This window comes from Pseudomonas sp. TE21394 (assembly GCF_054057835.1).
In genome coordinates this window covers 3,868,858-3,888,506 of the sequence record NZ_JBSRZR010000001.1, presented here as the reverse complement: position 1 = coordinate 3,888,506, position 19,649 = coordinate 3,868,858, and the positions used below count along the sequence as shown (strand labels likewise).

The following is a 19,649-nucleotide window of genomic DNA, read 5'->3' as shown; positions in this document are numbered from 1 at the left end:
GAAATCAGAAGGTATCGCGATGAAACCACCGAAAAACGACGAAACAGATCTCGACAGCGAAGCCGCCCGCCGCGCCCTCGACTACTACCTCAACCCCAACCCGCCGCGCCCCACCCTCGACAACAGGATCTGGACGCTGCACGAGGGTGTCACCGGTGATCAGGCCCAGGACCACGCCATCGCCCTGCTGCGTTGCGCTGCCGCTACCGCTCAGGAAACCGCCAGCCACCAGCACGGCAGCCAGCGCGAACTGACCTTCGCCCTGATGCACATGATGGACATGGCCCGCGCACTGCTGGAGCACAAACGCGCTGTGGAACCGGATACATAGGCGAGCAAAGTAGGGAGAGAACGTGATGGCCGGGTAACGGCAAAGGCCCCGATTGCCGGGACCAGGAAGCGCACCGGTAAAACTTTTTTACCGGACAAGTGAAAAAATCATTTGACTGGCAAATGATAACGATTATTATTGCACTCAACTGATCGCGAGATCAGCTGGATAACCCGGAGCTTAGGTCGCTCTCGGATTATCTCCTCATCAGGCTAATCACGGTTTTGGACCCGGCTTTTCGCCGGGTCTTTTTTTTGGCTCTTCAGGCTAATGAAGATCGTGATGGCGCGCATGGTAGCAAAAGTGTTTCTCAGCGTGAACGTTCATTGCAGAACATTGCCAAAAACAGCACTTGAGAATCAATATCGTTTGGCTTACGCTGACATTGCGTCACGGAAGATGCCCCCTCTCCCATCCAGCAAGGAGCTGACCATGAGCCGCCTGCTACTGCCGCTCGAACATGCAACCCCGGCTGCGGGGGACGATACCGAAGCGTCTCTGCTGCACGCGTTGAAGCATCTGCCACGCCGCGTACAGCAGGTGTTCCTGCTCAGCCGCCTGGACCAGCTGGGCTTTGCCGCCATCGCCGCCCGCCTCGACCTGCCCCTGGCGAGCATCGAACGGCACATGGGCCAGGCTTTGCGAGCCGGCCACTCACGCCGCGATGAGCTGGCGAGCGTCGCCGGGCAATGGTACGTACGCTTGCAGAGCCCTGAGGTGACCGCCTGCGAGCGCATCGACTTCCGTCGCTGGCTGGACGCAGACCCGGCGAACCTGCAAGCGTTTCATGACACCGAACTGCACTGGCGCAGCCTGCTGGCACCGGCACGGCAACTGGGGCATGACGGCTGGTACCGGCAAGGACGGGCCGCGCTGTCGCTGGGCGGCTGCTCGGTCGCGCTAGGCCTGGGCGTGGCGGCGCTGCTGCTGCTCGGTATTTGCGCCTGATCAACCCTCAGCTATGCGGTCAGTTTCCGCCATGCCTGCAAGCAGTAGCCACCCGCACAGACTGGCGCCCAGGAAAAAAAGCCCCAGGCTCATCGGCAGCGCGCTTTCGACACCGGCCGCAAGACTGCCAGCCAAACCACCACCTGCGAACAGCAATGTCGTATTGAGCGACGCTGCCGCACCGGCCTGGTGTGGGTAACGCGCCAAGGCTTGGGTCGTCGCAGCAGGACGCACCAGCGTTGTCCCCGTCGTGCAGATGATCATCGGTAGAACTAGGCCTGTCACCGTCAGTCCCGCTAGCTGCTCCCAAACCGCAAGTGTAATGCCCCCGGCAGCTATGAGCAGGAATCCCGTCTTGATCTGAACCTGCGGAGTTACTCGATTGTTCAAATAGGTCGCGGCTGCTCCGCCAGCGATATATGCAAGCCCATAGGCGATAAATACCACCGAGAATTGATATGGCGTCAGCCCCAGGCTGTCCATCAACGCCAATGGCGCGACAACGATGAAAGAAAAATGGCAGGCAAAAGCGAGACTGGACAGCAGGGAGTGCGCAAGATAGGTCGTATCACGCAGCATGACCCAGTAGCTGCGCATGCCCGATCTACGGCCTCTCAATGCAGGCGTGTCCTGCAGCAATGCATATGACAGGGATGAAACGATCACGGCTATGAAAGCGAATACCGTAAAGCTGCCCTTCCAGCCAAAGGATTGTTGGAGAAAAGCGCCTGCGACCGGTGACAACGAGATGAACAGCCCACTCGCGCTGGTCAGTAGGATACGCATGGCATTGCGCTGTTTGCCGCTATACAGGTCCTGGACCAACGCCTGGCCCAAGACGAAACTCCCGCAACCCAAGGCCTGCAGCAAACGGAACGCCATGAACATCTCGTAGCGGGTCGAGAATGCGCAACCCACTGCCCCGGTAATGGATAGGCCCAGCCCAGCGAGCAACAGCCGCTTGCGTCCCATGGCATCGGACAGTGGCCCGATCACCAGTTGCGCCAGGGCCACACCAAAAGCGAAGAAACTCACCGAGTAGGCTATTTGCTGGGGCCCGACATGAAATTCATCTGCAAGCGCAGGGAATGACGGGAGGATCACATCGAGGGGGAACACGCCTAGCAGGCACAGCAGGATCAACAGGGCCGAGTACAGAGGATTGCTGACCGGTTCGAAGGGCCGAGGCACGCTGTTAACCTTGCCGCTTCACGTTGCAAAAGAGCATCACCTGAGTCTCCGGAAGTCCGCCAGTTTGTTGCCCGATGATAGCGACGGCTCAAAGATGTACAAGGTGAAGCGGTCAGCGATACTTCCTATAAAGATGTAGGATTTTGCTCCCATCTGAGGCAATACAACACGCCTCGGCGCTGCCCCTAGCCGGGCTTTTCGCGAGTAGCGCTGAGCCTTCGACACAGCGGAACAACCCGCCCCGCTCAATAACTGAAATCATGGCCCAGCTGGCCCTGCATCCATTCGAGAAACTGCCGCACCCTGTGGGTTTCGGCATGGCCCCGCGGAAACACCAGATGGTGGGCGCTGACCGGGGTCGCCAAGTCCTGCGCGAATACCGCTACCAGCTCGCCACGGGCTATATAGTCCTGCGCCAGCAAGGAACTCTCCAACGCCAGCCCGTACCCGTGGCTGGCGGCTTCCAGGCTCATGTACGAGCGATCGAAACTCAGCGCATACGGAGATTGCGGCAACGCCAAGCCTTGCTGGGCGAACCATTGCGGCCATTGCACCAATGCGGCTTCCGACAGGATCAGGTTCTGCCCCAGCAGGTCGCTGGGCTGCTTGACCGGTGTGCGTTTGAGCAGCCGCGGCGAAGCCAGCACGGTGGCGCGTTCATGGCGGATGGTGCGCACTTCCAGGCTGGGCCAGTTGGGATAGCCATGGCGGATATCCAGGTCGATCTGGTGACGGCCGAAGTGCAGTGACTCGTACGAGCAGGACAGATTGATCTGGATTTGCGGGTGGCTGTTGCGGAAGTGGTCCAGGCGCGGCAGCAACCAGAGCAGCCCGAAGCTTGGTGCAGAATGCAGCCGCAGGCAATCGAAGCCCACGGCGTTACCGGCGCGCTCGGTGGCCATGGCCAGGCTCTGCAGGATACCCGATATCTCGCGCAGGTACTGCTCACCCGCCGGGGTCAGCGCCACCCCACGCGCCTCGCGAATGAACAATGGTCGACCAATCAAGGCCTCCAGGTTGGCGATCTGATGGCTGACCGCAGAGGGCGTGAGGTTCAACTGCTCGGCGGCGCGCGCAACGTTAGCGAAGCGGGCGACTTGTTCGAAGGCCTGAATTGCTTTCAGCGAAGGGATCTGCGGAGACTTTCTGAGAAGGTCCAGGCTCATGGGCATTCCTGCATGGTTCGCGGCGGTACCTAGGGTTTTACCCGTCCATCGAACCCAGGTACAAGCCAAGGGCTGAATTTTTTTCAGCGTCGGGTGAAAGCGGCAGCGTTGCTCGGCCCGCCCAGCGAGACGAAGCTGTGCCTACTCGGTTCTGCCTGAACCGCCGCTCACAACAATAATCACCCGGAGCACTCCCGATGCTGTTAACAGGAAAATTTGCCGTCATCACTGGCGCCGCCTCGCCCCGCGGAATCGGCCGCGCCACTGCCCAGGCGTTCGCCGAACAGGGCGCCAGGGTCGCGATTCTCGACCTTGATCCAACGGCCGCCGCCGAAGCCGCAGCCTCCCTCGGCGAAGGCCACATCGGCCTGGCCGCCAACGTTGCCGATGAAGCGCAAGTACGCGATGCCATCGCCCAGGTCCTGGCGCAGTTCGGACGGATCGACGTACTGGTCAACAACGCCGGTATCACCCAGCCAGTGAAGACCCTCGACATCACTGGCGCGGACTATGACCGCATTCTGAACGTGAACCTGCGTGGCACGCTGCTGATGTCCCAGGCGGTCATCCCGACCATGCGTGCGCAGCAGGCCGGCAGCATCATCTGCCTGTCGTCGGTGTCTGCACAACGCGGTGGCGGCATCTTCGGCGGCCCCCATTACAGCGCCGCGAAGGCTGGCGTACTCGGCCTAGGCAAGGCCATGGCCCGGGAGCTGGGGCCGGATAACATCCGCGTCAATTCGATCACCCCTGGCCTGATTCACACCGACATCACGGGCGGCCTGATGCACGACGAGCGCCGTCACGCCATCATCGAAGGCATCCCGCTGGGGCGCCTGGGCGAGGCCCGCGATGTCGCCAATGCGGCATTGTTCCTTGCCAGTGATCTGTCCAGCTACCTCACGGGTATCACCCTGGATGTCAACGGCGGCATGCTGATCCACTGAGCATCCGCCGCATCGTGACCGGCGCCCGAGCCCGGCGCAGGTCACGCGTTCGATAACAACAAGAGATCAGAACGAAATGACCACACTAGCGCTCGATGCGGTATCCGCCGCACGCAGCAGTGCCTACCGCAAGACGGCCTGGCGACTGATGCCCTTCCTCATGCTCTGCTATTTGTGTGCCTACCTCGACCGGGTCAATGTCGGCTTCGCCAAGCTGCAGATGATGGACGACCTGGCCCTGTCCGAAGCGGTCTATGGCCTGGGTGCGGGCATGTTCTTCATCGGCTACTTCCTCTGCGAGGTGCCCAGCAACATCATCCTGCACAAGGTCGGCGCCCGGCGCTGGATCGCCCGCATCATGATCACCTGGGGCATCATCTCGGCAATGTTCGCCCTGGTGGAGACAGCCTGGCAGTTCTATGCCCTGCGCTTCCTGCTGGGTATCGCCGAGGCGGGCCTGGCACCTGGGCTGCTGCTGTACCTGACCTACTGGTTCCCCTCCTATCGCCGGGCGAAGATGACTGCGCTGTGGTTCATCGCCATTCCGCTCTCGGGGATGATCGGCGGCCCGCTGTCAGGCTGGATCATGGAACGTTTCGCCGGTGTGCACGGCTGGGCGGGCTGGCAGTGGATGTTCCTGCTCGAAGCCATCCCCACGGTGCTGGTGGGGATCTTGGTGCTGAGCTACCTGAAGGATGGCGTCGACCAGGCACACTGGCTGAGCGACGAAGAAAAGGCCCTGGTGCGCAAGGAACTGGCCGAAGACGAGCAACACAAGGTCACGCATGGTTCGGTGTCAGATTTCATCCGCGACCGTCGCTTGTGGTTGCTGGCCGGAATCTACTTCTGCGTGGTGATGGGCCAGTACGCGATCACCTTCTGGCTGCCTACGCTGGTGCGCAATGCCGGTGTCAGCGAGCCCTTGCACATCGGCCTGCTGACCAGCCTGCCGTACCTGTGCGCCATCGTCGCGATGCTGCTGGCCGGACGCAGTGGCGACCGCCACCGTGAGCGCCGCTGGCACCTGGCGATCCCCATGCTGATCGGCGCCCTGGGCTTGAGCCTCGCCGCCGCGCTGGGTAGCAGCCTGACCCTGTCGATCCTCAGCCTGTGCCTGGCTGCGGCCGGGGTGCTGTCCGCTTCCTCGCTGTTCTGGATGTTGCCTACCACGCTGCTCGGCGGGGTTTCGGCAGCAGCCGGCATCGCCGCGGTGAACAGTTTCGCCAACCTTGCCGGGTTCTGCTCGCCGTATCTGATCGGCTGGGTTACCACCACCTTGGGCAGCAACGCCATCGGTATGTATCTCATCACCGCCGTGCTCATCCTTGGCGCCTTCCTGGTGTCGCGGGTACCGGCTCATCTGGTCAATCGCTGATTCGAAAAAGGAGTCACCCCCATGACTGCTGTGCCTTCCACCAACGAGGCGCTGCCACTGGCTGTGCGCGCCCGCAATATCCGCCGCCATGCATTGCGCATGGGCCAGGTCCAGGGCCAGGGCTATGTCGGCCAGGCCCTGGGCGCTGCCGACCTGCTGGCCGTCGCATACTTCCACGCGCTGCGTATCGACCCCGCCAACCCTGAGTGGGAGCGGCGCGACCGCTTCTACCTGTCCATCGGGCATTACGCGATCGCCCTCTACGCCGCACTGATCGAGGCCGGCGTGATTCCCGAGGAGGAGCTGGAAACCTACGGCAGTGACGATAGCCGCCTGCCCATGTCGGGCATGGCTGCCTATACCCCCGGCATGGAAATCACCGGCGGTTCGCTGGGCCACGGGCTGGGCATCGCGGTCGGCGCCTGCCTCGGGCTCAAGCGCAAGGGTGCGGACAGCTGGGTGTACAACCTGCTGTCCGATGGCGAGCTGAACGAGGGTTCGACCTGGGAGGCGGCGATGTCGGCCAGCCATTGGCGCCTGGACAACCTGATTGCGATCATCGATGTGAACAACCAACAGGCCGATGGCCACTCCAGCGAAGTGCTGGCCTTCGAGCCGATTGTCGAGCGTTGGCAAGCGTTTGGCTGGTTCGTGCAGCGAGTGGATGGCAACGACCTGGATGCGCTGGTCAGCGCCTTCGACCAGGCCCGCGCCCACCCGGCGGCACAACCGCGGGTGATCATCTGTGACACGCGCATGGGCAAAGGTGTGCCGTTCCTGGAAAACCGCGACAAGACGCACTTCATTCGCGTCGATGAAAACGAATGGGATCTCGCCCTGGAGGCGCTGGACGCCGGGAGCCAAGCATGAGCACCGTGAATGCACCGAAGAAACGCCTGACCACCTCGGCCATGATCGCCTCGATTGCCGCCGAGGGTCAGCCAACCCGCCCTGCCCCGTTCGGCCACGCCCTGGCCAGCCTGGCCGAGCAACGCCAGGATATCGTCGGGCTCAGCGCCGACCTGTCCAGGTACACCGACTTGCACATCTTCGCCAAAGCCCACCCCGAGCGGTTCTACCAGATGGGCATGGCCGAGCAGTTATTGATGAGCGCTGCCGCTGGCATGGCCCGCGAAGGCATGACCCCGTTCGCCACCACCTATGCGGTATTCGCATCGCGTCGGGCTTATGACTTCATCTGCATGGCGATTGCCGAAGAAAACCTCAATGTCAAGATCGTCTGCGGTTTGCCTGGTCTGACTACCGGTTACGGCCCGAGCCACCAGGCCACGGATGACCTGGCGATCTTCCGGGCGATGCCCAACCTGATGATCGTCGACCCCTGTGATGCGTTGGAAATCGAACAGGCCGTGCCGGCGATCGCCGCCCACCAGGGGCCGGTGTACATGCGCCTGCTGCGCGGCAACGTACCGTTGGTACTGGATCGCTACGACTACCGCTTCCAGCTGGGCAAGGCCCAGGTGCTGCGCGGTGGCCGCGACGTGTTGCTGATCGCCAGCGGCCTGATGACCATGCGCGCCCTGGAAGCTGCAGAGCAGTTGTACAAGGATGGCGTGGATGTCTCGGTACTGCATGTGCCGACCATCAAGCCGCTGGATGAACAGACCCTCCTCGCCGAGGCGCGCAAGCCTGGGCGCCTGGTGGTCACGGCGGAAAACCACTCGATCATCGGTGGCCTTGGCGAGGCGGTGGCGGGCGTGTTGCTGCGCAACGGGGTCACGCCCACCTTCCGCCAGATCGCACTGCCGGATGCGTTTCTCGATGCGGGTGCGCTACCGACACTGCATGACCGCTACGGGATCTCCACCGACGCGGTGTCGAGGCAGATCAAGGCGTGGTTGTAGCGCAGCCAGTCGTTGCGGGTCAGGCTGGGATGGCACCGGCTTCGCCGGTGCTCGCGGGTGACCCCGCTACCACAGGTTGTGCGCAGCGTTTGCGAACAGCCTGTGCAGCCAAGGCGATCTCCAGCTTCTCGACCAGTGTATCGATCTCCTCACTACCGATGGTCAACGGCGGCAGGAAGCGCAGCACCGCGCCATGCCGCCCGCCCAGTTCGAGGATCACCCCTTCACGCAGGCAGCCCTGCTGCACGGCCTTGGCCAGCACGCCATCCCCGGCCGGCACCCGGCCTTGACCTGCGTCGGTAGAGACGATCTCCACCCCGACCATCAACCCACGCCCCCGCACATCACCGATGCACGGGTAGTCGCGCTGCAACTGACGCAGCCGGGTCATCAGGTAGTCGCCCATGCGCTCGGCGTTGGCCACCACGCCCTCGTCGCGGATATACCGCAGGGTCGCGGTGCCAGCCGCCATGGCCAGCTGATTGCCGCGGAACGTGCCCGCATGCGCACCCGGGGCCCATACATCGAGCGCCTCCCGGTAGACCACCACTGCCAGCGGCAGGCCGCCGCCGATGGCCTTGGACAACACCAGTACGTCCGGCTCGATAGCGGCGTGCTCGAAGGCGAACATGCGCCCGGTGCGGCCGATGCCGCTTTGTACCTCGTCGATGATCAGCACCACACCGTGGTCGCGGGTCAGCTTGCGCAGGCCCTGCAGCCAGCGCACCGGCGCCGGAATGACACCGCCCTCGCCCTGCACCACCTCGACCACCACCGCCGCCGGCAGCGGCACCCCGGACTCTGGGTCGCTCAGCAACTGGCCGATGTAGCTCAGCCCTGCGTCGATACCGGCCTCGCCGCCCAGGGCAAACGGGCAACGGTAGTCATAGGGGTACGGCAGCACCTGCACATCGGGCATGAGCGAACCCGGCAGCTGCTTGGGCCCCAGGTTGCCCATGAGGCTGAGCGCGCCGTGGGTCATGCCGTGGTAGCCGCCGGAGAAGCAGAACACGCCTTTGCGCCCCGTGGCGATCTTCGCCAGCTTGATCGCCGCCTCGATCCCGTCGGCCCCGGTCGGCCCGCAGAACTGGATACGCGCTTGGGCGGCGAAGGCTGGCGGCAAGGCCTCGAACAAGGTCTCGACGAACAGGTCCTTGACCGGCGTGGTCAGGTCGAGGGTATGCAAGGGCACGCCGCTGTCCAGGGTCGCGCGCATTGCCGCCAGGGTGCACGGATGGTTGTGGCCAAGCGCCAATGTCCCTGCGCCCGCCAGGCAGTCCATGAACAGTTGCTCACGGGTGTCCTGTACGTAGAGACCCTGCGCTGCCTTCAGCGCAAGTGGGATACGCCGAGGGTAGGAGCGCGCGTTCGACTCACGCGCAGCCTGGCGCTGCAGCAGCGGGTCAGCCTCGAACTGGCGCGGCGGTTGGCGGCGAAAATGCGCCAGGTTGTACGGGGCAAGCTGAATCTCTTCCATGGGTCGATCCTTCTGCGGCTGGCGCTCAGCGTTGCTCGGCGGTTTCAAGGGCGTGGCGCAGGCTCAGCGGGCGCATGTCCGTCCAGTGCTGTTCGATCCAGGCCAGGCACTGCGCCTTGTCACCCTGCTGGCCAACCGCGCGCCAGCCATCGGGCAGGGCCTTGTAATCCGGCCAGATGGAATACTGCTCCTCATGATTGACCACCACCACGAACCCGCACTCGGCCTTTTCCCAACTCATTGTCGACTCCTTGGACAAACGTTTTCACACAATCCCGGCTGCCCGTAACAAGGCTGCAGTCGAGGCGCTCACAAACAGTGTGAATGCTAATAAATTGCATTAACACTTACCATCTCTTTCGTATATATTCCGCCCGGGCCCAGCGGCGGATCGACGATGGCCTTTTGCTGTGACTTACACGATAAAAAAGGAGCAACTCATGGGACGAGGTGTCGGGCCGGGCAATGGCCTGTCGGTGCAAGCACTTTTGCCGGACAGCGGCCTGCCGCTGCTGGTCGAGCCGGCACAACCCGGTGCGGGGAACTTCGCGGCGCTGCATGCGCTGGCCAACGACTGCCTGCACGAAAGCGGCGCCCTGCTGTTTCGAGGGTTCGAAGTGCTAGGCGAACAGGCGTTCCAGGCGCTGGTGCGCAGCTTCGGTCACCCGCTGCTCAATTACGAATTCGGTTCCACCCCGCGCAAGGCGATCGAACAGGGGGTGTACACGTCCACCGAATACCCCGCGCACCAGGTCATCCCGTTGCACAACGAGCAGTCCTACACCCTGCAGTGGCCGATGAAGATCTGGTTCCACTGCGTACAGCCCAGCGCTGAAGGTGGCGAAACCCCGATCGCCGACAGCCGACGCATCTTCCAGCAGCTCGACCCCGCCCTGCGCCAACGCTTCGAAGCCAAACGGCTGATGTACGTACGCAACTACGGCAACGGTCTCGACCTGCCCTGGGAACAGGCCTTCAACACGGCGGACCGCGCCGTGGCCGAGGCTTACTGCCGGGCCAACCAGATTGCCTTCGAATGGAAGGACGACGGCGAACTGCGCACCCGCCAGGTCTGCCAGGCCAGCGCTCGCCACCCGGTCACGCAGGACTGGGTCTGGTTCAACCAGGCGCATCTGTTCCACGTTTCCAATCTGCCATCTGCCGTGCGGGAAAGCCTGCTGGCCGTGGTCGACGACCCGCTCGACCTGCCGCGCAACGTCTATTACGGCGACGGCAGTGAACTGGAAGAAAGCGCGCTGGCGGAGATCCGCGGCGTGCTCGAGCAATGCACTGTGCGCTTCCCCTGGCAACAGGGCGACGTGCTGATGCTCGACAACATGCTGGTGGCCCATGGCCGCGCCAGTTTCAAAGGGCCGCGGCAAGTGATCGTGGCCATGGCCGAACCCGCCCAGGAGCGCCGCCAATGACCACTTCCCAGCCGTTGCGTGAGGCCAGCGCCGGCCAGCAGGCGCTGTGGCAGCACCATCAGCTCAACCCGGCCAGCCCGGCCTACAACATGGTCGCCGCACGCGAGCTGCGCGCCGACCTCGACCCGGCCACCCTGTGCCAGGCCTTCGCCCAGGTGGTCAGGCACTGCGAGACCCTGCACTGCGGCTACCGTGAGCAGGACGGCAAGTTGTGGATGTACCGCCCGGAGCACATCCAGGTAAACACCCACATCGAGCGTATCGACGACCTGGACAGCGCCGGCGTCGCCGCCTGGATCGCGCAACACGCCGACCAACCGTTCGACCTGGCTGCGGCGAACATCTGCCGGCTTGACCTGTTGCAAAGCCAGGGCCGCCTGTACCTGTGCATGGCGGCCCACCATATCAGCGGGGATTTTCTCAGCGTCGAATGGATGCTCAAGCTGACCTTCGCCGCCTACCATGCAACGCTCAGCGGCGAGCCTCTGGTTCTGCCACCGGCCGGCCTGTATTTCGACTGGCTGGACGAACAGCGCACACTGCTGGCCGAAGACAAGCTCGAGGCGGCAGCCAGCTACTGGCGCAACCAGCTCAGTGGCGGCCCGACGGCACTGGTGCTGCCCGCCGACCGACCACGCCCGCGCACGCCCGGCTTCGCCGGTGAAGAAATCGAGTACCTGCTCGACCCGGCCCTCAGCTGCCAGCTGCGCCAGCTCGCCGAGGCCCAGGGCGTCAGCCTGTACGTCGTGCTGGCCACGTTGTTCCAGATGTTCATGCACCGTTACACCGGTCAGGATGATTTCCTTGTCGGCACGCCGACCATGGACCGGCACAGGGCGCGCTACAAGCAGTTGATCGGTTTCACCCTCAACAGCCTGCCGCTGCGCGCCCGCTTCGCGCACGCCCCGAGCCTGGCCGAATGCCTGCGCGACACCGCCCAGCAGATGCGCGAGGGCCTGCGCCATCGCCGCTACCCGGCAGCGCGCCTGCAGCAGGAGGTCGGCGGCCCGCTGTTCCAGTGCATGATGACCTACATGCCCAGCCAGCGTGACGACGCTTTCGCTGATTACAGCGTGCGCGAGCACCTGTTCACCCAGCGCGGCGCCGCCAACGAACTCAACCTGCGCTGGCAGGACGACGGCGTGCAACTGCTGGCGCAGTGGCGCTATCGCAGCGACCTGTTCGACGCCGCACGTATCGCCCGCCTGGCCGAGGATTTCGCCTGGTTCGCCGGCATCGCCGTGACGCAGGTCGACACGCCTGTCCACCAGCTGCCGGCCACGCCACCGAGCAACTGCGCGCGCCGCGCCGGGGCCAACCAGCCGCCCGCCTTCGCCACGGCCCTGGCGGCCTTCGAGCACCAGGTGCAAACGCATGGCCAGCGCATTGCCCTGCACGATGCCGACGGCAGCCTGAGCTACAGCGAACTGGACCAGGCCGCCAACGCACTGGCCCAGCGCCTGGGCAAGGCCGGTGCGGCAGCCGGGCACATCGTCGCCATCGCCCTGCCGCGCAGCCGCGCGCTGATCACGGCGATGCTGGCCAGCTGGAAGCTCGGCGCCGCCTACCTGTGCCTGGACCCGGGCCTGCCTGCGCAGCGCCAGCGCCAGCTCCTCGACAACAGCGGCGCCAGCGTACTGATCGACCCCACGCATACCCTGCATGGCCTGACCCAGACGGTAAGCCGGGCGCACACCGCCAGCCACCCGCAGCAGCTGGCCTACCTGATCTACACCTCCGGCTCAACCGGCACGCCCAAGGCCGTGCGGGTGACCCAAGGTAACCTGGCGCATTATGCCCAAGCCGTACTCAAGCCGCTGGCCCTGAGCCCGGAAGCCAGCTTGACGGCACTGGCCAGCGTCGCCGCGGACCTGGGCTACACCGCCTGGTTCGGCGCGCTGCTCAGCGGCCGTACCCTGCAGCTGATCGGCGACGAACTGGCCAGCGCCCCGGAAGAGCTCGCCCAGTACCTGGCGGCCAACCCGGTCGACTGCCTGAAGATCGTGCCCTCGCACCTGGCCGCCCTGCTCGCCGTGGCCGAGCCACAACGCCTGCTGCCGCGCCAGTGCCTGGTACTCGGTGGCGAAGGCCTCGACCTGGCGCTGGTCAAGCGCCTGCAGCAGCTTGCCCCGAGCTGCCGCATCGTCAACCACTACGGCCCCACCGAAACCACCGTTGGCTGCCTGACCCACGCCGTGCACGACGAAGCCCCGAGCCTTTCCGGTTTCGCCCCGATCGGCCAGCCACTGGACAACGTGCAGGTGCACGTGCTCGACGCGCACCTCATGCCCCTGCCGCTGGGCAGCATCGGTGAGCTGTACATCGGCGGCGCCGGGGTTGCCGACGGCTACCTTGGCCAACCCGGCCTGACCGCCCGGCAGTTCGTGCCCGACCCGTTCGCCGGCAATGGCCAGCGCCTGTACCGCAGCGGCGACCGCGTGCGCATGTTGGCCAGCGGCGCCATCGAATTCCTTGGGCGGATCGACGATCAGGTCAAGATCCGCGGTTTCCGGGTCGAGCCAGGCGAGGTCGAAGCCTGCCTGCGCGCCTGCAGCGGCGTGCGCGAAGCGGCCGTGCTCGCGCGCGCCCTGGCTGAAGGCGAAGCGCCACGGCTGGTCGCCTACCTGGTGGCCGAAGCCGGGCTGGACCGGGCGCGGATGCGCCAGCAACTGGCCGAGCGCCTGCCCGAGCCGCTGCTACCGAGCGTTTATGTCGAACTCGAGCAGCTGCCGCGCCTGGGGAACGGCAAGGTCGACCGGCACAACCTGCCCCTGCCGGCGCCCGAGCCAGCCCCTGCACAGGCGCACAGCGCCCCGCGCGACCCGGTCGAGGCGCTGCTGCTGACACTCTGGTGCGAGGTGCTGGGCAAACCGGCACTGTCGATCCATGACGACTTCTTCGCCCTGGGCGGCGACTCGATCATGGCCCTGCAACTGATCGCCAAGGCGCGTAAGCAACAGCTCAAGTTCAGCCCCCGGCAGTTCTTCGCCCACCCCACCATTGCCCGCCTCGCAGCCACCCTGGATTCGCCGCTGAAAGCCCTGGAAGCCCAGTTGCTGGGAGTCTGGCGCGAAGTGCTGGAGCGCCCCGAACTCACTCGCCAGGACGACTTCTTCAGCGCCGGCGGCGACTCGATCATCGCCCTGCAGGTGATCGCCAAGGCGCGCAAGCTGGGCTTGAAGTTCAGCCCCAAAGAGCTGTTCGCCCAGCCGCGGGTCGATGCCCTGGCCCTGCTCCTGGCCCAGCGCCAAGCGGCCCAACCCACACCCGTGGCAACGCCCTCGGTAGCACCAGCCATTCCCTCGGTATCGCTGAGCGCCGAACAGCGGCAACGGTTGCAAGCGCTGCTCGGTACCCCGCTGGAGGACGCCTACCCGCTCTCGCCACTGCAAAAAGGCCTGCTGTTCCACACCCTGCTGGAAGGGGCCAGCGGGGTCTACGTCAACCAGTTGCAAGCCGAGCTGCAAGGCCCGCTGGACGCCGAGCGCTACCTGGCCGCCTGGCACGCCACCTTCGCCGCCCATCCGCTGATGCGTACGGCGATCATCTGGCAAGGCCTGGACGAGCCGGTGCAAGGCGTGTGCAGTGACCTCAGCCTGCCAGTGCAGCGCCTGGACTGGAGCGCGCTGGACCCGAGCCAACGCCAGCAGGCCCTGGACGCCTACTGCCAGGCCGACCGAGCCCAAGGCTTCGATCCCCAGCACCCACCGCTGCAACGGCTGGTGCTGATCGAGCTCGACGCACAGCACAGCTGGCTGATCTGGAGCCGTCATCACCTGATTGCCGACGGCTGGAGCTCGGTGCTGCTGATGGAGGAAATCCTCGCCCGCTACAACGGCCTGGCCGTGCCGTCGCGCCCTGCTTACCGCGACTACATCGCCTGGCTCGCCGCGCAACCGCACCAGCACAGCCTGCAGTACTGGCAGCAACACCTGGCGCAGTTCGAAGGCGTCGGCACGTTGCCAGAGCTGAACCCGGCCGCCCCCGGTCACAACCCGCGCTACCACAGCCGCAGCCTGCGCCTGAGCGAAGCCCACAGCAGCCGCCTGAACGCCCTCGGCAAAGCCTGCCGGGTCACCCTCAACACCCTCATGCAAGCTGCCTGGGGCCTGTTGCTGGCCCGCGCCAACAACCACACCGAGGTGATGTTCGGCGTCACCAGCAGCGGCCGCCCGGACGCCTTGGCCGATGCCGGGCAGATGCTCGGCGTGTTCATCAATACCCTGCCGCTGCGCCTGTGCATCGACCCCGGCATGGCCCTCGGCGATTACCTGCAGCAGGTGCAGGCCACCAGCGTGGCCATGCGCGAACACGAGCAGACTCCGCTGGCACAGATTCTCCAGCAGCACCCGCGCGGTGCCGGGCTGTTCGACACCCTGCTGGTATTCCAGAACCTGCCCGCGCTCAGCGAGCGCCAGTTGCAGGCTGGCGAGCTGACCTTCAAGGTCCTCGACAACCTCGAACAGACCAGTTACGGCCTGACCGTCGAAGTGCTGCCCGGACGTTGCCTGGAAGTGCTGTTCAGCGCCGATGCCCAGCGCCTTCCCGCTGCCGCGCTGGCGCGCCTGAGCGACGATTTGCTGAACCTGCTGCAGGTGCTGGACAGCCCGCCGGACACCCGCCTGGAACAGCTCACTACACTCAGCCCGGCCCAGTATCGGCGCCTGCTCGACTGGGGCCGCCAGCCGGCGGACTACGACCTTGAGCAAAGTTGGGAAGCACGGGTGGCAGCCCAGGTCGCCGCGCACCCGGAACGCATCGTCGCGCGCTGCGCCGAACAGACGCTCACCTATGCCCAACTGTGGCAGCAATCCGAACACCTGGCGCGTGGCCTGCAAGCCCTGGGCGCCCAAGCTGACCAGCCGGTGGCCTTGTTGGCCGAGCGCGGCATCGAGTGGTTCTGCCTGATGGTGGCGACCCTGCGCGCCGGTTGTGGCTGGTTGCCGCTGGAGCCCTCGCAGCCGCCGGCGCGCTGGCAGCAGGTGCTGGCGCGCCTGGAACAGCCGCTGGTGGTCTGCAGCCAGGCCTGTGCCGAGCCCTTGGCCGGCGTTTACCAGGGCCGCCGCGCGTTGCCGTCGGAGCTGCTGCAGCTGAGCACCAGCGGCAGGCTGCCACAGCAGCCGGCACGCCCGCAGCAGCTGGCCTACGTGCTGTTCACCTCCGGCTCCACCGGCCAGCCCAAAGGGGTGATGGTGCCGCGCGCCGGCATGCTCAACAACATGCTGGCCAAGGTGCAGCCGCTGGGCCTGAACGCCGACGACGTGATCGCCCAGACCGCGCCGGCATGCTTCGACATTTCGGTCTGGCAAACCCTCACCGCGCCGCTGTTCGGGGCCTGTGTCGAGATCATCGGCGATGCGCTGGTGCGCGATCCGCAGGCCCTGCTGGCGCTGCTGCGCGAGCGCCGCGTGAGCCTGTTCGAACCGGTACCGGCACTGCTCCAGGCGATGCTCGAAAACCTCGACGGGCAGCCCGCGGCGCTACCGCATCTGCGCTGGGTCATACCGACCGGCGAAGCACTGCCGGTCGCCACCGCGCAGCTATGGTTCCGCCACTACCCGCATATCCCGCTGATGAATGCCTACGGCCCGGCCGAATGCTCCGATGACGTGGCCTTCCAGCCGCTGTACCAGGCCCCGGGGCCAGACGCCAGCGTGGCCATCGGCCGGCCCACCGCCAATGCCGAGCTGTATGTACTGGGCCACGACCTGCAACCGGTCGCCGCCGGGGTGGTCGGTGAGCTGGCGATTGGTGGCATCGGCGTCAGCCGCGGTTACCTGGCCGACCCGGCGCGCACCGCCGCCAGCTTCGTCCCCAACCCGTTCGGCGCGCCGGGCAGCCGCCTGTACCTCAGTGGCGACCTCGCCCGCTGGGACGCCGACGGCGTGCTGCAGTACCTGGGGCGCAAGGATTTCCAGCTCAAGTTGCGTGGGTTCCGCATCGAGCCTGGCGAGATCGAGGCGCACCTGGAGCGCCACCCCGACGTACAGCGGGCCATGGTCAGCCTGCAGACGCTCGACGGCAGTGACCTGCTGGTGGGCTATTGGCAGGGCCGCAGCGGCCATCGGCTGAACGATGCCCAGCTGGCCCAGCATGTGCGCGACAGCCTGCCGGCATACATGGTGCCATCACTATGGGTGGCGATGGACAGCTGGCCGACCAATGCCAACGGCAAGGTCGACCGCAAGGCCCTGCCACTGCCAACGTTGCAGCACGCCGAGGTCGAGCCCCTGGCCAGTGCCAACGAGCAGTTGCTCGGCGAGCTGTGGGCCGCGCTGCTGCCCGCGCAGCCGCTGGGGCGCAACAGCCACTTCTTCGAAGCCGGCGGGCATTCGCTGCTGGCCACCCGCCTGATTGCCCGCCTGCGCCAGCGCTGCGCCGTGGAACTGCCGCTGCGCAGCGTGTTCGAGGCACCGCTGCTGTGGCAGCTGGCCGAGCGCCTCGACGCGCTGGCCGCCGCACCTGCGGCGGGCACGGCGCGCCCGGCGCTGCTGCCGGTGCCGCGCCAGGCGCACATGCCGGTGTCGCTGAGCCAGCAGCGGCTGTGGCTGGTCGACCGCCTGCACGGCCCCTCGGCGTCCTACAACATGGCCGCCAGCCTGAGCTTGAACGGGCTGCTGGACCTGGCGGCGCTGCGGGCCACCTTCAATGCCCTGCTGGCCCGCCACGAGGTACTGCGCAGCGCCTACCACGACATCGACGGCGAACCGGTCATGCGCATCGCCGAGCAACTGGAGCTGGAGGTCAGCCTGCGCGACCTCAGCTCGATGGATGACGTCCAGCGCCAACAAGTGGCCGAACAGGAAAGCCTGGACAACCTGCGCCTGCCCTTCGACCTGCGCCAGGCGCCGCTGATCCGCGCGCGGGTGCTCAAGCTTGGCGAGCACCAGCACCTGCTGTTGCTGGCACTGCACCATATGGTCGCCGACGGCTGGTCGGTGGGCGTGCTGGTCAACGAGTTCAGCCAGATCTACGCGAGCCTGCGCGCAGGGCAACCGGCCGCGCTGCCCGCACTGCCCGTGCAATACGCCGACTACGCAGCCTGGCAGCACCAATACTTGCAGGGCGCCGTGCTGCAGCGCGAGGTCAGCTTCTGGCAGCAGCAACTGCAAGGTGCGCCCCAGGTCCTGGCGCTGCCCTGCGACTGGCCACGCCCGGCCCAGGCCGACGCCCGTGGTGCCGCCAGGGCGCTGGAGATCCCCGCGCCGCTGCTGGCGCGCCTCGAGACCCTGGCCCTGGCCGAGGGCGTGAGCCTGTACATGCTGCTGCTGGCCAGCTTCGAGCTGCTGCTGCACAGCGTCACCGATGCCGATGACCTGTTGCTGGGCACCGACGTGGCTGGCCGCGAGCACGCCCACCTCGATGGCCTGATCGGCTTCTTCGTCAACGTCCTGCCACTGCGCTCGCGGCGCCTGGCTGGCGAGACGTTGCGCGAGTTTCTCGGCCGCACTCGTGACACCTGCCTGCAAGCCCTGGAACACCAGGCGTTGCCGTTCGACCGCATCGTCGAGGCATTGCAAGTACCGCGCGAGCGCAGCCGCAACCCGCTGGTGCAGGCGCTGTTCGTGCTGCAGAACACGCCGTCGGGCGATTTCTCCATCCCGGGCCTGGAGGTGCGCATGCAGCCTGCGGCCGAGCGCACCAGCAAGTTCGACATGGCGCTGTTCCTCGAACGCCACGGCGACGTCATGCGCGGCGACTGGGTCTACGCCCGCGCCTTGTTCAAGGGCGAGCGCATCGACGCGCTGATCGGCGCCTGGCTGAACCTGCTGCAGCAAGTGGTGGAACAGCCGCACGCCAGCCTTGCCCATTTCACCGTCACGCTGCCCCTCGTGGAGACACCGGCCTTGGCAAAACCCGCCCCCTCGTCCAGCAAGCTCGACAAGCTGAAAAAACTCCCGGCCCGGGCCACCGCACCGCGGCCACTGATCCGTACCGCGCCGCTGCAGGCTGGCCGCACCTTCCCGCTGCTGATCGAGCCACTGGCCGCCGACCTCGACCCGGTGGGCTGGGCACAAAGCTCGCGGGACCTGATCGACACCCTGCTGTGCCAGCACGGTGGCCTGTTGTTCCGCGGCTTCGCCCTGGATGACGCAAAAGCCTTCGAAGCCTTTGCCGAAGCCATTCACCCCGGCCTGTTCGGCGGTTACGGCGACCTGCCGAAAAAGGAAGGCGGGCGCAACATCTACCGCTCCACGCCCTACCCGGAGCGGGAGATGATCCTGTTCCACAACGAGAGTTCGCACCTGCCCCGCGCGCCGCGCAAGCAGTGGTTCTACTGCGAGCAACCGTCGCCGGTCGGTGGTGCCACGCCGATCGTCGACTGCCGCGAGCTGTACCGGCAACTGCCGGCCGAGCTGGCCGAAGCCTTCGAACGCAAGGGGCTGCTGTATGTGCGCACCTTTACCGAACGGCTGGACGTCAACTGGCGGGCATTCTTCAAGACCGACAGCCGCGACGAGGTCGAGGCCCTGTGCCGGGCCAGCCATACCGAATTCCGCTGGCTGGCCAATGACGAGCTGCAAACGCGGACCCGCTGCCCGGCGGTGATCCGTCACCCGCTGAGCGGCGAACCCAGCTTCTTCAACCAGGTGCAGCTGCACCACAGCTTCTGCCTGGACGCCCAGGTGCGCGAAGACCTGCTGAAGATGGTCGGCGCCGAACGCATGCCACGCCAGGTGTACTTCGGCGACGGCAGCCCGATCGACGACGCCAGCATGGCCCTGATCGGCCGCCTCTACGAAGCCTGCGCGGTGCGCTTCGACTGGCAGCGCGGCGATGTGGTGATGCTCGACAACCTGATCGCCGCCCACGCCCGCGACCCATACGAAGGCCCACGCAAGATCGCCGTCGCCATGGGCGACATGCATGAACCGGCCCGGCTGGCCACCCGACACAACGCAACGGAACTGCAGGACTAAA

The 19,649-nt window shown here is 65.8% G+C and carries 12 protein-coding genes; 8 read left to right on the top strand and 4 right to left on the bottom strand.

What is annotated here, in order from left to right; translation table 11 throughout:
* Positions 1–19 precede the first annotated feature (19 nt).
* Together ACVWZT_RS17710 and ACVWZT_RS17705 are read left to right on the top strand one after the other, a co-directional pair.
* Positions 20–331 carry a DUF6124 family protein gene (locus ACVWZT_RS17710; RefSeq protein WP_296229675.1) on the top strand — a complete coding sequence of 104 codons (312 nt, stop codon included), beginning with the start codon at positions 20–22 and terminating at the stop codon, positions 329–331.
* Positions 332–763: 432 nt separating this feature from the next.
* A complete protein-coding gene (locus tag ACVWZT_RS17705; RefSeq protein ID WP_457470490.1) occupies positions 764–1,279 on the top strand; it encodes a DUF4880 domain-containing protein in 516 nt (171 codons plus the stop codon).
* Here ACVWZT_RS17705 and ACVWZT_RS17700 read toward each other — a convergent pair whose 3' ends face one another.
* Together ACVWZT_RS17700 and ACVWZT_RS17695 are read right to left on the bottom strand one after the other, a co-directional pair.
* The gene (locus tag ACVWZT_RS17700) at positions 1,280–2,470 is read right to left on the bottom strand and encodes a Bcr/CflA family efflux MFS transporter (protein ID WP_457470488.1); all 1,191 of its coding nucleotides are present in this window, start codon (positions 2,468–2,470) and stop codon (positions 1,280–1,282) included.
* Positions 2,471–2,715: 245 nt separating this feature from the next.
* Positions 2,716–3,636: a LysR substrate-binding domain-containing protein gene (locus tag ACVWZT_RS17695; protein ID WP_457470486.1), complete on the bottom strand. Its 921-nt coding sequence runs from the start codon at positions 3,634–3,636 to the stop codon at positions 2,716–2,718.
* A 197-nt stretch (positions 3,637–3,833) separates the two neighbouring features.
* Here ACVWZT_RS17695 and ACVWZT_RS17690 point away from each other — a divergent pair, with 197 nt between their 5' ends.
* From ACVWZT_RS17690 to ACVWZT_RS17675, 4 genes are all read left to right on the top strand, one after another.
* Complete coding sequence (locus ACVWZT_RS17690; RefSeq protein ID WP_296229671.1) at positions 3,834–4,583, top strand: SDR family NAD(P)-dependent oxidoreductase; 750 nt, start codon at positions 3,834–3,836, stop codon at positions 4,581–4,583.
* Positions 4,584–4,659: 76 nt separating this feature from the next.
* Positions 4,660–5,958, top strand: coding sequence for an MFS transporter (locus ACVWZT_RS17685; RefSeq protein ID WP_289133284.1), 1,299 nt, complete (start codon positions 4,660–4,662; stop codon positions 5,956–5,958).
* 21 nt (positions 5,959–5,979) lie between these two features.
* Positions 5,980–6,828, top strand: coding sequence for a transketolase (locus tag ACVWZT_RS17680; protein WP_457470483.1), 849 nt, complete (start codon positions 5,980–5,982; stop codon positions 6,826–6,828).
* A complete protein-coding gene (locus ACVWZT_RS17675; RefSeq protein WP_296229665.1) occupies positions 6,825–7,823 on the top strand; it encodes a transketolase family protein in 999 nt (332 codons plus the stop codon). Before ACVWZT_RS17680 ends, ACVWZT_RS17675 begins: the two co-directional genes overlap by 4 nt.
* Before the next feature lie 19 nt (positions 7,824–7,842).
* Here ACVWZT_RS17675 and ACVWZT_RS17670 read toward each other — a convergent pair whose 3' ends face one another.
* Together ACVWZT_RS17670 and ACVWZT_RS17665 are read right to left on the bottom strand one after the other, a co-directional pair.
* Entirely contained in the window at positions 7,843–9,300 is a 1,458-nt protein-coding gene (locus ACVWZT_RS17670; RefSeq protein ID WP_457470481.1) for a diaminobutyrate--2-oxoglutarate transaminase, read from the bottom strand.
* A gap of 25 nt (positions 9,301–9,325) precedes the next feature.
* Positions 9,326–9,541, bottom strand: coding sequence for an MbtH family protein (locus ACVWZT_RS17665; protein ID WP_296229663.1), 216 nt, complete (start codon positions 9,539–9,541; stop codon positions 9,326–9,328).
* Positions 9,542–9,740: 199 nt separating this feature from the next.
* Here ACVWZT_RS17665 and ACVWZT_RS17660 point away from each other — a divergent pair, with 199 nt between their 5' ends.
* The gene (locus ACVWZT_RS17660) at positions 9,741–10,727 is read left to right on the top strand and encodes a TauD/TfdA family dioxygenase (protein ID WP_457470480.1); all 987 of its coding nucleotides are present in this window, start codon (positions 9,741–9,743) and stop codon (positions 10,725–10,727) included.
* Positions 10,724–19,648 carry an amino acid adenylation domain-containing protein gene (locus ACVWZT_RS17655; RefSeq protein WP_457470478.1) on the top strand — a complete coding sequence of 2,975 codons (8,925 nt, stop codon included), beginning with the start codon at positions 10,724–10,726 and terminating at the stop codon, positions 19,646–19,648. Before ACVWZT_RS17660 ends, ACVWZT_RS17655 begins: the two co-directional genes overlap by 4 nt.
* Position 19,649: the final 1 nt, after the last annotated feature.

What these genes read in the sequence shown, in the direction of transcription:
- ACVWZT_RS17670 (WP_457470481.1), bottom strand. Translation starts at nt 9,300, where the DNA reads ATGGAAGAGATTCAGCTTGCCCCGTACAACCTGGCGCATTTTCGCCGC.
- ACVWZT_RS17660 (WP_457470480.1), top strand. Translation starts at nt 9,741, where the DNA reads ATGGGACGAGGTGTCGGGCCGGGCAATGGCCTGTCGGTGCAAGCACTT.
- ACVWZT_RS17685 (WP_289133284.1), top strand. Translation starts at nt 4,660, where the DNA reads ATGACCACACTAGCGCTCGATGCGGTATCCGCCGCACGCAGCAGTGCC.
- ACVWZT_RS17695 (WP_457470486.1), bottom strand. Translation starts at nt 3,636, where the DNA reads ATGAGCCTGGACCTTCTCAGAAAGTCTCCGCAGATCCCTTCGCTGAAA.
- ACVWZT_RS17690 (WP_296229671.1), top strand. Translation starts at nt 3,834, where the DNA reads ATGCTGTTAACAGGAAAATTTGCCGTCATCACTGGCGCCGCCTCGCCC.
- ACVWZT_RS17665 (WP_296229663.1), bottom strand. Translation starts at nt 9,541, where the DNA reads ATGAGTTGGGAAAAGGCCGAGTGCGGGTTCGTGGTGGTGGTCAATCAT.
- ACVWZT_RS17710 (WP_296229675.1), top strand. Translation starts at nt 20, where the DNA reads ATGAAACCACCGAAAAACGACGAAACAGATCTCGACAGCGAAGCCGCC.
- ACVWZT_RS17680 (WP_457470483.1), top strand. Translation starts at nt 5,980, where the DNA reads ATGACTGCTGTGCCTTCCACCAACGAGGCGCTGCCACTGGCTGTGCGC.
- ACVWZT_RS17705 (WP_457470490.1), top strand. Translation starts at nt 764, where the DNA reads ATGAGCCGCCTGCTACTGCCGCTCGAACATGCAACCCCGGCTGCGGGG.
- ACVWZT_RS17675 (WP_296229665.1), top strand. Translation starts at nt 6,825, where the DNA reads ATGAGCACCGTGAATGCACCGAAGAAACGCCTGACCACCTCGGCCATG.
- ACVWZT_RS17655 (WP_457470478.1), top strand. Translation starts at nt 10,724, where the DNA reads ATGACCACTTCCCAGCCGTTGCGTGAGGCCAGCGCCGGCCAGCAGGCG.